General features: G+C 59.9%; 10 protein-coding genes. 7 read left to right on the top strand and 3 right to left on the bottom strand.

Features of this window, described 5'->3' with window-relative positions; all coding sequences use genetic code 11:
• Nucleotides 1–464 precede the first annotated feature (464 nt).
• The 3 genes from wecB to NKI61_RS02080 are packed head-to-tail and all read left to right on the top strand — an operon-like array spanning nucleotide 465 to nucleotide 3749.
• Nucleotides 465–1619: a non-hydrolyzing UDP-N-acetylglucosamine 2-epimerase gene (gene wecB, locus NKI61_RS02070; RefSeq protein ID WP_352838755.1), complete on the top strand. Its 1155-nt coding sequence runs from the start codon at nucleotides 465–467 to the stop codon at nucleotides 1617–1619.
• Nucleotides 1612–2949, top strand: a complete 1338-nt coding sequence (gene wecC / locus NKI61_RS02075) for a UDP-N-acetyl-D-mannosamine dehydrogenase (protein WP_023820697.1) — start codon at nucleotides 1612–1614, stop codon at nucleotides 2947–2949. Before wecB ends, wecC begins: the two co-directional genes overlap by 8 nt.
• Nucleotides 2946–3749 carry a WecB/TagA/CpsF family glycosyltransferase gene (locus NKI61_RS02080; protein ID WP_031246989.1) on the top strand — a complete coding sequence of 268 codons (804 nt, stop codon included), beginning with the start codon at nucleotides 2946–2948 and terminating at the stop codon, nucleotides 3747–3749. Before wecC ends, NKI61_RS02080 begins: the two co-directional genes overlap by 4 nt.
• A gap of 40 nt (nucleotides 3750–3789) precedes the next feature.
• Here the strand turns inward: NKI61_RS02080 and NKI61_RS02085 are convergent, their stop codons facing one another.
• A complete protein-coding gene (locus tag NKI61_RS02085) occupies nucleotides 3790–5229 on the bottom strand; it encodes a lipopolysaccharide biosynthesis protein (RefSeq protein WP_352838789.1) in 1440 nt (479 codons plus the stop codon).
• Nucleotides 5230–5396: 167 nt separating this feature from the next.
• On the opposite strand from NKI61_RS02085, the gene NKI61_RS02090 reads away from it, so the two are divergent.
• The gene (locus NKI61_RS02090) at nucleotides 5397–6515 is read left to right on the top strand and encodes a glycosyltransferase family 4 protein (protein ID WP_023737707.1); all 1119 of its coding nucleotides are present in this window, start codon (nucleotides 5397–5399) and stop codon (nucleotides 6513–6515) included.
• Nucleotides 6516–6533: 18 nt separating this feature from the next.
• On the opposite strand, the gene asnB is transcribed toward NKI61_RS02090, so the two are convergent.
• Both asnB and NKI61_RS02100 read right to left on the bottom strand, forming a co-directional pair.
• The gene (gene asnB, locus NKI61_RS02095) at nucleotides 6534–8423 is read right to left on the bottom strand and encodes an asparagine synthase (glutamine-hydrolyzing) (protein ID WP_023737708.1); all 1890 of its coding nucleotides are present in this window, start codon (nucleotides 8421–8423) and stop codon (nucleotides 6534–6536) included.
• Between the two features lie 222 nt (nucleotides 8424–8645).
• Nucleotides 8646–9887, bottom strand: coding sequence for a glycoside hydrolase family 5 protein (locus NKI61_RS02100; protein ID WP_031253214.1), 1242 nt, complete (start codon nucleotides 9885–9887; stop codon nucleotides 8646–8648).
• Nucleotides 9888–9901: 14 nt separating this feature from the next.
• On the opposite strand from NKI61_RS02100, the gene NKI61_RS02105 reads away from it, so the two are divergent.
• From NKI61_RS02105 to NKI61_RS02115, 3 genes are all read left to right on the top strand, one after another.
• The gene (locus NKI61_RS02105; protein WP_352838756.1) at nucleotides 9902–11908 is read left to right on the top strand and encodes a heparinase II/III family protein; all 2007 of its coding nucleotides are present in this window, start codon (nucleotides 9902–9904) and stop codon (nucleotides 11906–11908) included.
• A gap of 203 nt (nucleotides 11909–12111) precedes the next feature.
• The gene (locus NKI61_RS02110) at nucleotides 12112–13104 is read left to right on the top strand and encodes a sterol desaturase family protein (RefSeq protein WP_023686296.1); all 993 of its coding nucleotides are present in this window, start codon (nucleotides 12112–12114) and stop codon (nucleotides 13102–13104) included.
• Nucleotides 13101–14255: a GNAT family N-acetyltransferase gene (locus NKI61_RS02115; RefSeq protein ID WP_023696861.1), complete on the top strand. Its 1155-nt coding sequence runs from the start codon at nucleotides 13101–13103 to the stop codon at nucleotides 14253–14255. The genes NKI61_RS02110 and NKI61_RS02115 overlap by 4 nt, the downstream gene beginning before the upstream one ends.
• Nucleotides 14256–14362: the final 107 nt, after the last annotated feature.

Here is a 14362-nt window from a genome sequence, read left to right on the forward strand (position 1 = left end):
TGCGCTGGCAGTGAGATCTATGACGAGGTCCGGAGGGCCGCGATCGATGGGCGGCAACGGCTCGGACCGGCCCGCCAGCGAGGGACCGAAACGCCGGCTCTCGATCGCCAAGACAGTGTCCAGCCCCCGAGCGGTTGGCGCCGGCGCTGGCGCGTGGCAACTCGAGACCACGTAACCTGCCGCATCCAACCGCATAAAAAGCTCATTTTCCCAGCGCCGGGATCCGACGGCGTGGCCGATGATTAAAATATTAGTCAACCCAAGTTATTCTCGTTAAAGCAAAAAATGGCTTGCTCTGGTATCTTTCCCCACAGTTCCTGGCAAGGGTTGCCCAAGGGGGGCTGCGGACTCTAGCGTTAATCATACGTTAAAATTTTTGGATACGAAGGCGGTTCAGGGCGCTATTGTTAGGCTGAAAGCACATGTCAGCCGAGCGCCCACGCTTTCGGTGACCAGGGTCAACCATGAACGCCGTTTCACATCCGAGATTGCCCTCAAGGCGAAAACTGCTGATCGTGTTCGGCACGAGGCCGGAGGCGCTCAAATGTTTTCCGGTGGCGCGCGCCGCGCTCGCCCATCCAGGCTTTACCACGGAAATATGTGTGACGGGCCAGCATCGCGAGATGGTCGATCAGGTCATTGAATTGACGGGCCTGCCGGTGCACTACGATCTCAACATCATGCAGCCAGGTCAGACGTTGTTCGAGGTGACCTCGCGCGTGCTCCTCGGAATGGCGGGGGTGCTGGAGAAGGCGAAGCCGGACATCGTCATCGTCCAGGGCGACACAACCACCGCGATGACCGCGGCTCTAGCTGCCTTCTACAAGCGGATTCCGGTTGCCCATATCGAGGCGGGATTGCGCAGCCACAACATCAACTCTCCCTTTCCGGAGGAACTGAACCGCAAGATTGCCGGCAACATCGCCACCTGGCATTTTGCGCCGACCACCGAGGCGCGCGACAATCTCATCGCCGAAGGAAAGGCTGCGAACACCATCTTCGTAACCGGCAATACCGTGATCGACACGCTGCTGCATTTCTCCAGCGAGATCGATGCCGACAAGCTGATGAACGCCAAGCTCGCCGCTCGTTTCCCCTTCATCGATCCGACCAAGAAAATGATCCTCGTCACCGGTCATCGCCGTGAGAATTTCGATGGCGGCATCCAGAGGATCTGCACCGCGCTGAAGGCATTGTCGGCGCGCAGGGATGTGCAGATCATCTACCCGGTCCATCCCAACCCGAATGTGCGCTCCGTGGTCGACGCCGAAATCGGGACGGTGCCGGACATCCACCTGATCGACCCGCAGGACTATTTGCCGTTCCTGTACCTGCAGAAACAGAGCTACCTGGTGTTGACCGACAGCGGCGGCGTGCAGGAAGAGGCGCCTTCACTCGGCAAGCCGGTGCTGGTGATGCGGGAAAACACGGAGCGACCCGAAGGGATCGCCGCTGGTACTGCCCGGCTGGTCGGTACCGATATCGAAAAAATTCTGGCCAATGCCAATAGCCTGCTCGATGATGAGAGCGTCTATCGCGGCATGGCGGAGAGGCACAATCCATACGGCGATGGCCAAGCTGCGACCCGGATCGTTGAGGAATTGCTGAATCATGGCTGAAATCAAAACCGTTTCCGTTATCGGCATGGGCTATATCGGCCTGCCGACCTGCGCCATTTTTGCCAGCCGCGGACTCGAAGTCATAGGTGTCGATATCAATGAGGCGGTGGTCGCGAAGGTCAACCGCGGCGAAATCCACATCATCGAACCGGACCTGGATGGTTTGATCCAGAAAGTCGTCGCCAATGGCAAGCTCAAGGCATTCAGTACGCCTCAGCCGGCCGATGCCTATATTATCGCCGTTCCAACTCCGATCACCCCGGACCGCAAGCCGGATGTCAGCTACGTGCTTGCGGCAGCGCGAAGCATCGCTCCGGTGCTAAAACGGGACGACCTGGTGGTGCTGGAATCAACATCGCCGGTCGGTACGACGCGTGTCATGACAGCGCTGCTCGCGGAACTGCGACCCGATCTCAAATTTCCCGTCGCACATGGCGAGGAAGCTGACGTCCTGGTCGCCTACTCTCCCGAGCGCGTGCTGCCGGGAAAGGTGCTGACCGAACTGATCAACAATGATCGCTCGATCGGCGGGCTGTCCCGAAAGTCTTCGGAGCGGACAGCGGCACTCTATTCAAGCTTCGTCGCCGGCGACCTGTTCATAACCCAGGCCGAAAGCGCGGAACTGGTTAAGCTGACCGAAAATGCGTTCCGCGATGTCAATATCGCCTTCGCCAATGAGCTTGCGGCGGTGTGCCAGGATCTGTCGCTCAACGTCTGGGAGGTAATCGATCTCGCCAACCGGCATCCTCGCGTGAACATCCTGCAGCCGAGCCCGGGCGTGGGCGGCCACTGCATTGCGATCGATCCGTATTTTATCATCGACGCCGCACCGAACAATACGCGGCTGATCAGTTCGGCACGGCGCATCAATTCCGAGCGACCCTTGTCGGTGGTCAGGGACATCGAGGCATTGCTCGACCCGACCCGCAAGCAGACGATCGCCTGTCTTGGCCTCAGCTTCAAACCCAATATCGACGATATGCGCGAGAGCCCGGCTGTCGAGGTTGTTAAGCTTCTGTCCAAGATTCCCAATATCAAGATCGTCGCTGCCGAGCCCAATGCGCGTCAGTTGCCACACGAGCTCGAGGGCAGCGGCGTCATGTTCACCGATGCACTTTCCGCTATTGACCAATCCGATATCGTCGTCCTGCTGGTCGACCATCGACAATTCAATCTGATCGATCCCGAAGCGCTCAAGGACAAGAAGCTCGTCGACACACGGGGCCTGTGGACCTGGCGCAAGGCGCGCAAGCCCGACGCCCGCATCGAAGGCAAGAAATCCGAAATGGAACGCTCGCAGTCTCTCGCTCGCACCGGAGAAGCGGCATGAACTCGCATGACCCGGCATGGGCGCAACACTCCCTATTGGCATCACGCCGCCGCGAGTTTCTCGGTGCGACCATCCATGCGCTGACCATGGCCGAGACGCTGGCCATCGCAGACGAGGCGATGGCGACGCGGCGGCCGCTTCATCATGTTGTCGTGAACGTCGCCAAGCTTGTGAACATGCGCAAGAATGCCGAACTGCGCGAGGATGTCGTCGGGGCGGATATGGTCAATGTCGACGGCAAAGGCGTGCTTTGGGGCGCACGGCTCTGCGGCGTCGAGTTGCCGGAGCGTGTGACGGGCGTCGACGTCATGATCAACCTGCTTGCGCTGTGCGCCAAGCGTGGCTATCGCCCCTACCTGCTGGGCGCTGAACAGCACATTCTCGACGCAGTTGAAAGCCGACTTGCCAGAGATCATCCGAGCCTGGCCATTGCCGGCCGGCGCAATGGGTATTTCAAGGCGGAGGAAGAGGCCGCGATCGTCGAGGCCATCAACGCTTCAGGTGCCGACTGCCTGTTTGTGGCGATGCCCACGCCGAGCAAGGAGCGCTTTCTCAAGCGCTATCGCGACGCACTCGCTCCGAGTTTCGTCATGGGCGTGGGCGGCAGCTTCGACGTCTATGGTGGAAAGGTCGCCCGGGCACCGAAACTGGTTCAGGCGGCCGGCCTGGAGTGGCTGTTTCGCGTGGCGCAGGAGCCGCGACGCTTGTGGCGCCGCTACTACGATACCAACACCGCCTATGCACTGCTGCTGTGGCGTGAGTTCTGGTCTCGCCGGGGACGCCGAAACGTCAATCCGTAGGCTCGCGACTTTCAGACAAGCATGCCTCATTGCGCGGGATTTATGCGATCCGGAGCCGTGCCCTTATCTTGCCGATGAACTGCGTCACGGCCGCGGGGTGAAACAACCAGGTCAGTCCCAGGAAAGCCGCAGCGCCGGCGACACCGCCCGCCGCGAGCGGAAAGATCGCCGGCATATTGCCCAGCGCAGTGCTGGCAAGGCTGGCGGCCAGTCCGGTGCAGATAGAAATGATGGCCGAGACAGCGATGTCGCGCCAGGGAACCGGCACCGGCGTGAGCCTCTCGGCGATGACGATGCAGGCTGCAAGACCTGCCAGCGATCCGCCCGCCAACGCCAACGCCGCGCCAACCTCCGCCATGGTGGGAATCAACAGAAAAGACAGTGAAATCGTTGCCACCGAGCCGAAGGAATTGGCGATGATCAGCAACCACGGCCGCTTATGTGCGTGCACCACGACGCCATAAACGAAGCTTGTGAGATTGGCACAAAGAACGCTGAAGGCGATGATCGGAAACAGCAGACCGAAGCGACCATGATATTCCGCGGGCAGCAGGAGTCGCGTGATGTCGCCGCTGAGCGCGATAAGCGTTGCTGCGACCGGCAGGCAAAGGCGTATCATCAAGGCCATGAGTTGCGACAACAACCGCCCGGACGCCTCGGATCCCTCTTCGTCGAAGCGGCTGACCACTTCTGGAAATGCGCCCATGTTGATTGCGTTGGCGACCATATCGATCGGCTGCCGAGCCAATGCGTAGGCGGCTGCGAAGACAGCCACCGCGCCGGCATCGTAGTAGAGCTTGAGGAAGACGCGTTCAGCGCTGTTGAGACCGAAACCGACCAGCGCCATGATGACCAGGGGCACGCCGAGGGCAAAAAACTCCTTGTGGGTGAAGCGCGGCGGGCCGCCAATAACGCGCCCGGATGCCACCACGCACGCCACGATGCCGGCAATCAGCACGGCGAGGCTCGAGCCGAGCGATACCGTCAGAAAAGAGCGTTGGAAGATAAGGATGGCGGCGATCGGCAAGGCGAGTTGCAGCAGGCCGCGCAGATATTCAAGCATCGAATAGAGGGAATGACGCTGCTGCATTTGCAGCACCGTCAACGCGAACCGGCTGATGGAGCCGGCAATCAGATAGCTGCAGACGGCGATTGCAAATTCGATCCAGCGCTCCGGCACGATCACCGCCGAGGCGATCACGGATATGATCAGAGCCAGCACCGTGGTGGCAAGCAATACCTGTCCGGCAAGCATCAGGCTGCCACGGCTGACGTCGCCTTTTCCACCAAGCCGCAGCAAGGCAATGCGCAGCCAGTTGGTAACGGCAACATCCGTCATTTCGCCCACGGTGACCACCAGGGTCAGCAGGCCATACTCGGTCTGGTCGATCAACCGCGTCATGACGACCAGCAGGAGCAGAGCGGAAACCCGCGTCAGCAGAATAGCTGGGCCATAGATGAGCGTGGAACGGAGCAGCAAAGGGTTGTCCCGGAAAATTTGCCGTCGATTAACCGTTGACCGACAGGAATTCCAGCATGATGACGGCAAAGGGTGAACGGATACAGTTTGAACCAAAAGATTTGTCGTAAACCTTTTTTGGAACCTTTGCTTTACGGTCACCCGGCATCCGCAATCCAAACGGTGTCATGTTGCAGCGTCTCGCCCACAATAGAAAAATACATGTCCTGGTCGCAACGCCCTCGGGCGTTTCGGGACAAGGCGGCATCGACCGGATCATGGGGGCGCTGAAGCAGGAGTTCGAACGGCAAGAGATCGCCGACATCGATCTGCGCTTTCTTTCCAGCCGTGGCCCGGGACATGTCGGGCTTTCGATCTTCTACATGCTTGGTTTTTGCGCGCGGATGGTTGCGGCCCGCCTCGACAGACGCGCCGACGTCATTCACATCAATATATCGGTCTCCGGCAGCACCTATCGCAAGATGATTATCGCCGCCTGCGCCAGGCTGTTGTCGATACCGTATGTCCTTCATCTGCATGGGGCGCAGTATCAGACATTCTGGAAAGATGATCATAGTTTCATGAGCCGCCGTATCAGGGCTCTGTTCGAGCATGCCGGCCGGGTGATTGTCCTGGGGGGGCTTTGGCGCGATTTCGTCGCCAGCCGGGCACCGGCGAGTGGCGGCAATATTGTCATCGTTCCCAACGCCACGGCAGTTCCTTCCCTGGCGCATGTCGGCGGAGGCGATCACGTGCACATCCTGTTCCTCGGCCGCATCGGCGAGCGAAAGGGCGTGCCGCAGTTGGGCGAGGCGCTGGAGCGGATGAAACATCTCAGGGGTTGGCGTGCCACGATCGCCGGCGATGGTGAGGTCGAGCCGGCACGAGCGAGGTCGGTCGCTCTAGGGATTGCCGACCGTGTTGCTTTTCCGGGCTGGGTGGGACCTGACGAGGTCGCATCACTGATCGCTTCGGCCGATATTCTGGTGCTCCCCTCGTTCGCCGAAAATCTGCCAATGTCGGTGATCGAAGGCATGGCGGCCGGCCTGGCTGTCGTGGCCACCCCGGTGGGCGCGGTCGAGGACATCATCACCCATGAACAATCCGGTCTGTTGGTGCCGCCCGGCGATGTGGCGGCGTTGACCGAGGCGTTAACTCGGCTGGTCGAGGATACGGCGCTGCGCGCGCGGCTTGGCGCCGCCGCCATGGCGGTGCACCGGGAAAGGCTTGAGCTTGCACCGTTTGTCGACGCGATCTGCGATGTCTGGAGATCGGTCGCGTCCGAGGCGCGATCGGTCAAGCGCTGACGCTGTCCTTCATTGTCGTCACTGCGGCGGGCCAAGCGCGAATTCGCGGTGGAATATCTCCAGGTTCAAAAGCGCCCATATCAGTTTTTCGTGGTCCGCGGCGCGCTCGGCGTGCTCCCTGACAATCTGGTCCAGCTTCTTGGCGCTCAAATAGCTACGGATGACCGAATGGGACGAACACAGATGGTCCCGTACATAATCGCTCATCGGCCCGCGGAACCATTCGGCGACGGGCACCTTGAAGCCGATCTTTGGGCGGTTGAGGACCTCGTCGGGAACCATGCCGGCCATGCAGTCGCGCAGGATCTGTTTGCTGTGCAGGAGGCCCAGCCTGTAACGATCGGGCAGTTGGCTGACGAAGGAAACCAGATCGCGATCGAGGAATGGCATTCGCCCCTCGATTGAACCGGCCATCATCACTCGGTCGCCCCGTTCCAAGAGGTTGTCGGGCAACCACGATGTCTGATCAAAAAACAACACACGGCGCAGATGAGATTCCGTCACACTCGAAGAGAACGGGAAATCATTGCGGTCATGGCCGCAAGTGGCCAATCCACCGAGGAGCGAATCGCGTTCCCGCGCCGTCATGGCTCCAAACCAGGAGATCATCCGGGTGGCAAAGTCCCGTTCACCCGCGCTTCGGGCAAATATGTCGAACTTGGCCGATGCGCCGGGCAATGCGCGCATCAAAGGGGCGAGGAGATTGTTGTGAAGCGACGCTGGAACAAGTGACCGGTAGACACCCGCCAGAGACTCTGCGCGATGTTTGGGGTAGCCGCCGAGAATCTCGTCCGCCCCTTCGCCCGTAAGCACCATCTTGACGTCCCGCGAGGCTCGAACCGACATCAGGTAAATTGGAATGTCCGTACTTTGTGAAACAGGTGCCCCCCGATGGCGGACCATCTTGGGCAGATGATTCATCAGGTCATCCGCCTGGATGACGATTTCGCAATGATCGGTCTTGAAATGATCGGCGACGCGCCGGGCGAATGGAAGCTCGCTGTAAGCCTGTTCGCTGAAACCGACCGAAAACGTACGAATGGGGTTGTCGCTGTGCCTGGTCATCAGGGCAACGATTGCCGACGAGTCGAGCCCCCCGGACAGAAAGGCGCCAAACGGCGCATCACTGCGCATCCTGATCTCGACAGAACGGTCGAGCAATTCCAGAAATCGTCGCTTGGCGGTTCCTGGATCGATATCCGCTGTCAGATCGGTCTGATCCGGGGGCGCATAATAGCGCGTTTCCGTTACTTCCCCTTGCGACCACACAGCGTAGCTTCCCGGGTTGAGCTTGCGGATCTGTTTAAAAAGCGTCCGCGGTCCAGGCACGTACCGCCAGGTCAGATACTCGCGCACTCCATCCAGATCGAGCTGCTGGCCATCTGGCTGCGCAGACAACAACGCGCTGATCTCCGAGGCAAACGACAGCAAATTTCTGCCTTGCATGAGGTAAAGGGGTTTTTTTCCAAAGGGGTCGCGGGCGAGGATCAATTCGCGCCGTTGAGCGTCCCACAGCGCAAAAGCGAACATCCCGCTCAACCGGTCGAACATGGCCAGGCGCCACTGGTCATAAGCCCTGAGCAGCACTTCCGTGTCGGAGCGTGTGCGAAAACGGTGACCGAGACCGATCAACTCCTCACGCAGCTCGATGTAGTTGTATATTTCGCCGTTGAAAATAATCCGGAGCCGTCCGTCCTCGGTCTGCATCGGCTGATTTGAATCGGCGTTTAAGTCAATAATCGCCAGGCGGCGATGCACCAATGCCAACTGGTCCTCGCCTGTATTCAGGTCCAAGAGTTCGATGCCTTCGGCATCGGGACCACGATGCTGCAAGGCATTCGACATCCCGGCGACCCGATCTTGTGGCTTCTCGACCCTGCGCCCAATCCAGCCGGCAATTCCGCACATTCTTTCCCTTGGTCCTCTTTCCCTTGTTTGCGTATGATTGAGGACACCAATCTACAGCGAATATATTAAATAGCTGCTCGGTGGAGTGATTTTAAAACTGAGCCTGATTTGGTTCGATCAGGCTCTCTCGGCTGCAACTGGAGACGACAGTCCTTGGGTTTCACGCGATTGATCGCCAGCAACCACGCAGACCGCTCGAGCCGATCCTGACGCGATGACGAGTTATGGCAGGCCCAGTGCCCGCAACATCTCCCGGTCCGGGATCGCAGGCCCCTTGGGTTGGATAACACTCATTCCGTAAGGATTGGAGAATTCCCAGGCCGACCACGGCATCGCGAAGCGTTCCGCCTCTCTGCGCACTGCCATGAGATAGCGCAGGCGATCAGCATCGAAAGCTCCCATGCGGCCATCCGCAGACATCAAGATAACGCCGAATTCGCCCACGAACAGGCGTCGGCTCGCTATGCCATGGGCTTCAGCCCAGTCGACCGCCTGACGGAAACCCGCTTCGAGCTGGCTCTGCCCCCAATTCTGCTCAAAGTATCGGGCGATCGTTTCACGCGCCGAGGCCATGTTCATCACCTCTTCGATCTGGCTCAAGCCGGCGGCGTCCATCTGCGCCTTGAGGGTTTCGGCGACCACTTCGGGCGTGCTGGCGTCGGCAGGCCAGGGAAGGCCGGAGGAGAAAGCGTTCTTGTCATCGGCCCGCTGGTGCGTGAAGCTGTGCGGATCATACATGTGGAAGCTGTAATAGACGTTGGGGTCGTCGAAGTTGGGGTCCAGGTTGACCAGTCCCGCGATGCTCCCGCCGCAGGCGCCGGTCGCGACGATGGTGAGTTCGCCGCTGACGGCGCGAATATCGCGAACCGTGCCTGCCATGATCCGCTGCCAGTCATCGCTGCCGCTTGAATCGCACGGGTAGTAGGCGGGCTCGTTATAGGGCTCGAGGGCGACCTTGTCGGCGCCAATTTTGATCAGCATGGCAGCCACCGCCACTACCATTTTGCGATAGCGGGCAACACCCTCGCTGTCGGCCCCGCCATAGATCATTTCCATGCTGTAGGCCGGAACCTGGCTGACGCCATGCAGATCGAAAACCACCTTGAGCCCGCTTGAAACGACCCGCTGCACCGCAGCGGCAAGCATGTCCAGCGCCTGTTGTCGTTTGGCGCCCTCGCTGGCAAGCAGAGGGCCAGGGTCGACACTCAGCCGGACAAAGTCGAAGCCCATGGATCGAATGCGATCAAACTGGTCGCCGTCCGGCCAATCGGTGAGCGGCCTGCCGCCCGCAAGCCATTCCTTCTCGCTGCGATAGGGCGGCCATTTGTAGGAACCATCTTTCTCCACCGGCGACCAGTTGAGCCATTCATGGACGCCGACGCCGCGCTCAAGCGGGATCGGCGCCGCCTCGGCTGACATAGCCATGCCAAGTGCGCACGCTATGACGTAGACAACTTTTCTCATCGCAAAACTCCGTCATGGCCGAAGATATTAACCGCGGGAACGGAAAAGAGGATGCCGCCACACGCTTTTTCGACGGGATGGTGTATGAGGATCAAAATCTTGGCGGAGCGCGGATGAGGGTCGGGTGGTATTTCAACCGATTGCGCAGCATGGAGTTGGCCGAGATATTGCATCGGTTGGACGAGCAGCGCCGGAGGACCGTTTCGCGCCGCCGCGACAACGGCTGGCAGCGCTATGCGTCGCCGCAGTTGCACCCGGTGCTGCACGGATTGCGGAATGCTGTGCCGGCCGCTGCGACACCAGCCCAGCGGCAAGCTATCGAGGCGGCTGCGCAAAACACTCTTCGAGGCCAGTTTTCAGCACTTGGGCAGACCTGGCCACAGCGAGACCCCTATACTCTCTTTCCACCCGAGCTCTGGCGCCTTGATCCGGTGACCGGCCGGCTTTGGCCGGGCCCCAAGACCCATACTTTCGATATCGATTTTCGCCATGCCACCGGCCGTGGCGATGTAAAATATGTTTGGGAAATCAACCGGCTGCAGCAACTGCCGCCACTGGCTGCCCATCTGCTTCTCACCGGCGATGATCAATCCCGTGCGGCGATCGAGGCGGCGATCGAGAGCTGGCATTTCGCCAACCCACCATTTCGGGGCGTTGGCTGGGCCTCGGGCATCGAGGTCGCGCTACGAGCCATCAGCCTGATTGTCACGCTCGACCTCGTCGGCGAGCGGCTTGGCGCGGCGACGCGAGAAAAAGTCGGTGAAATACTGGCGGCAAGCGCCTATTGGCTGCCGCGGTTTCCCTCCCGTTTTTCGTCCGCCAACAACCATCTCGTCGCGGAACTGGCTGGCGAATATCTGATCGGTCTGGCTTTCGGGGCCGAGGTGGCTCGCGAGTCGCTCCTGGCTGAGGTGCTCAAACAGATCCTGGCCGATGGCGCCGGGGCCGAGCAGACCCCGACCTACGCCGCCTTCAGTGCCGAGCTTTTCCTGCTGTGCGCTGCGGCGGCGCGCCAGGCCGGACTGCCTTTTCCCCAGCCCGTCGAAGCGCGTTTGGCCGCTTTCGCCAATTTCGCAGGCTGGCTCCCGCCGAAAGCCAGCGGCTTCGGCGACAATGATGAAGGCCGCGTGATCACGCTGGGGGGCGAAACCGATTATGTCGGATCGGTCGCGGCCGCCATCCGTGGTTTTCTACGGATGGCGGGCAGCGCACCGGAGCCTGGCGATTTTCGTGCGCTTTTCTTCGGCGCGCCACCGCGGCCGGCGCCGGTGCCGAATGGATTGCATACATTCACGCAAGGCGGGCTCTCCGTCTGGCGCGGCGAGATGAATGGTCGCAACGTCCATCTGACATACGACCATGGCCCGCTGGGCTACCTTTCGATAGCGGCGCACGGTCATGCCGACGCGCTGTCGCTCACCCTGTGCATTGACGGCGATCCGGTGCTGGTCGACCCCGGCACATGGCTCTATGGTTCGGGGGGAGGCTGGCGCGACTGGTTCCGCTCGACGCCGGCGCACAACACGCTGAACCTAGAGGGTAAAAGCCAAAGCATCATCTCCGGGGCGTTCAACTGGTCGCACAAGGCGGTTGCGACATTGGTGGAGAGCGAGCCGGGGCCGCACTGGAGGCTGTGTGCCCGACATGACGGGTACAAAGGCCGCTTCGGCGTTGTGCATCAACGCGCCGTGACACGCGATGGCGACGGCATCCTCGTGACCGACCAACTGCTCGGCGGCAGCCGCGTCGCTGAGATCGTCTTCCAACTCGCCGCCGACCTCCACGCCAACAGGGATGGAAACATTGTCACGATATTGCGCGGCGCTGAACCTTTGATGACTATCCACTTTCCAGACGCAGCGATCCACATCCGTTCCGGCGGCGACACACCGGGCCAGGGCGGCTGGGTTTCGCCGCGTTTTGGTGCAAGGCAGCCAGCCGAACGCCTCGCATGGCGTGGCCAAGTAGGCGAAAAGGGAGTAGTCATCCGGCTCGCGCCAAGTCCGCCGCAGACCCGATAACGGGCAGGTTGCAGGCGCAGCGTTCGACATTAATTACGTTCAGATATTTAGCGGTTTTGACACCGTTGATCTGCTAATTTGGCCATGATTGTTCTGCCAGTCGCATCCCGATACACAGTTCCGGGCAGCATATGATAGGCCTGGCAATATGTGCTTCGCGACGAGCCGGATCACCATTTCACCACCTAGGAGCCACTGCATCGATGTTTTCGGAATTCGCCAGAGTGATCGTGGAAAAACTCTCACACATCGATCTGCTGACACTCGGTCTCCTGTTGCTCACGGCGCTGGGGAGCGCGGTGGTCGCCTACTGGCGAACGGTCGAACAGAAATCCTTCCGGGACTTTTTCGACTTCGCCTTTCCCGCGGAAGTCATCATGCACCCATCGGCGCGAGCGGACGCATTGTTCTGGATCACGAAAAGGCTGGTGATGCCCTTCCTGCTCATTCCCGCCGGTGTCACCTTCGTTGCCGCCACGGGATATGCAACAAACCAGGCAGTCGGCTGGCTCTTCAGCATCTCGCAACCGCTGATACCCGGCCCCGCCGGCCCAGTGACGATCATCCTCTTCACCGCAACCATGCTCGTTGCTTACGATATCTCCTACTACCTATATCACGTTGCCCAGCACCGTTTCCCGTTCCTGTGGGAATTGCACAAGGTGCATCATTCGGCCGAAGTGATGGTTGGGATCACCAAGGACCGGGTTCACCCCCTGGACGATCTGATGAACCGGATCTGGGACGGCGTCATACCGGGGATCAGTTTCGGCTTGTGGAGCCTGATTGCGCTTGATCCGGTCGAGATCGCCATATTTGGCATCAACGTCTATGTCATTCGCAACATTCTCATGATGGACTTTGTTCGCCACACGCATCTGAAGATTTCCTTCGGCCGGTTGAACGGCGTCATCTTGTGTCCGCACTGGCACCAGGTGCATCACAGTGTCGACCCTCGCCACTACGACAAGAATTTCGGGCTGCTTTTTTCATTCTGGGATCGCATATTCGGAACGCAGTTCATCCCGGATCCGGACGAAGACCTCAAGTTTGGACTGATAGATCGCGACGTACGCGACTATCAGTCGCTTTTCGGACTTTACGTGCTGCCGCTCAAGAAAATGGCAAACCATATCATGCGACTTTTTCAAAAGCGCATCGATGTCGCGCAGCCGCAGGACCGTCTCCAACCATGAACAAAATGGCTTCGATTGACGCTGTTGGTGCGGAGCGACTGGAAATCGTCAGTTCGACGGATCGCCTGGCCGCCATCGAAGCCGAATGGGTAGACCTATGGCATCGTACCCATGCACTGATCTTTCAGAGCCATGCCTGGGTTTCGGCATGGTGGAGCACCGTGCGTGACCGCGACCGGCGCTCGCTGCGGATCGGCCTGGTATGGAGCGATGACAGGCTGGTCGCTGTCATTCCCCTGGCGATCGGCAGACGAAAAGGACTTCGGCTCCTCGAATGGGCCGCCAATAGCTATACGGACTATGGTGATATTCTTGTCGCGCCGGAATGCTCCCTATCGGCCCTCCAGAACCTCTGGAACCGGATCTGTTCGGCGGGTGGCTTCGATCTTGCTTTTATCAATCGTCTGTCGCCGGATGCGGCAGCCCGCAGGATTTTTACACCGGGCTCTTCCAGCGGCGTCAAGCTTCGCGCCAATCACCGGGAGGAAGTCAGTTATCGCGTCGCTGGACAGTGGGCCAGCGGAGCAGCATGGCTGGCGGACCAGCCGAAAAAGATGCGCCAGAACTATCGGCGCGGCATCAAGATACTGGAAGAAACAGGCGAAGTGAAATTCCGCCTCCTGTCGGCCGACGAGCCGCTGCAGCCATTGCTGGAGCGACTGTCGGCGCTGAAGCGCAGATGGCTGGAAAAGCACACGCGTGAATCCGACCTTTTCGAAGAGGGCGAGCCGGTTCTTGCCGCCCTGGTGGACGCGCTGTCACGCGCCGGTGTGCTGCGCATTTTCGTACTTGAATGCAATGGTGCGATGGTCGCGGTTTCCATCAACATCGTCCAGCACAACGTCATGATGGCATTCGTTACCACCTACGACCCTGACTTTAGCCGAGCGTCGCCGGGTGCGGTCCTGATTACGGAGTATATACAGTGGTCGTTTGATCACGGCTTAGGATTGGTCGATTTCCTCTGTGGCGGAGAGGCCTTCAAACATAGGTTTGCAACACAGGCCGTTACCCTCCAATCCGTTCTTGGGGCACGCACTGTGCAGGGCGCGCTCGCTTCTCTCGCTGATCGTATCTGTCAGACGATCCGCGTACGCTCACGCGGATTGGCGTCGGCGAATCCAGAGCGCCCGCCCGATGAGACTGCTTAATTTAGCTGGATAACTTGGGCATAAGCCGCCGAGCGTTGAGGGCTGGCGTGCGACATGGGCGCGCCATTCGAAAATCCGCGTCGACTGCGCCTCGGAATTGGGACCGA

Origin of the sequence: Mesorhizobium sp. M0514 (genome assembly GCF_040321145.1) — a bacterium.
Taxonomy (GTDB): Bacteria; Pseudomonadota; Alphaproteobacteria; order Rhizobiales; family Rhizobiaceae; genus Mesorhizobium.

Bases quoted from the DNA above. Each gene is read 5' to 3' on its own strand.
- NKI61_RS02105 (WP_352838756.1), top strand. From the start codon at position 9,902: ATGGCCGAAGATATTAACCGCGGGAACGGAAAAGAGGATGCCGCCACA.
- NKI61_RS02090 (WP_023737707.1), top strand. From the start codon at position 5,397: ATGTTGCAGCGTCTCGCCCACAATAGAAAAATACATGTCCTGGTCGCA.
- wecB (WP_352838755.1), top strand. From the start codon at position 465: ATGAACGCCGTTTCACATCCGAGATTGCCCTCAAGGCGAAAACTGCTG.
- NKI61_RS02100 (WP_031253214.1), bottom strand. From the start codon at position 9,887: ATGAGAAAAGTTGTCTACGTCATAGCGTGCGCACTTGGCATGGCTATG.
- NKI61_RS02080 (WP_031246989.1), top strand. From the start codon at position 2,946: ATGAACTCGCATGACCCGGCATGGGCGCAACACTCCCTATTGGCATCA.
- NKI61_RS02110 (WP_023686296.1), top strand. From the start codon at position 12,112: ATGTTTTCGGAATTCGCCAGAGTGATCGTGGAAAAACTCTCACACATC.
- asnB (WP_023737708.1), bottom strand. From the start codon at position 8,423: ATGTGCGGAATTGCCGGCTGGATTGGGCGCAGGGTCGAGAAGCCACAA.
- wecC (WP_023820697.1), top strand. From the start codon at position 1,612: ATGGCTGAAATCAAAACCGTTTCCGTTATCGGCATGGGCTATATCGGC.
- NKI61_RS02115 (WP_023696861.1), top strand. From the start codon at position 13,101: ATGAACAAAATGGCTTCGATTGACGCTGTTGGTGCGGAGCGACTGGAA.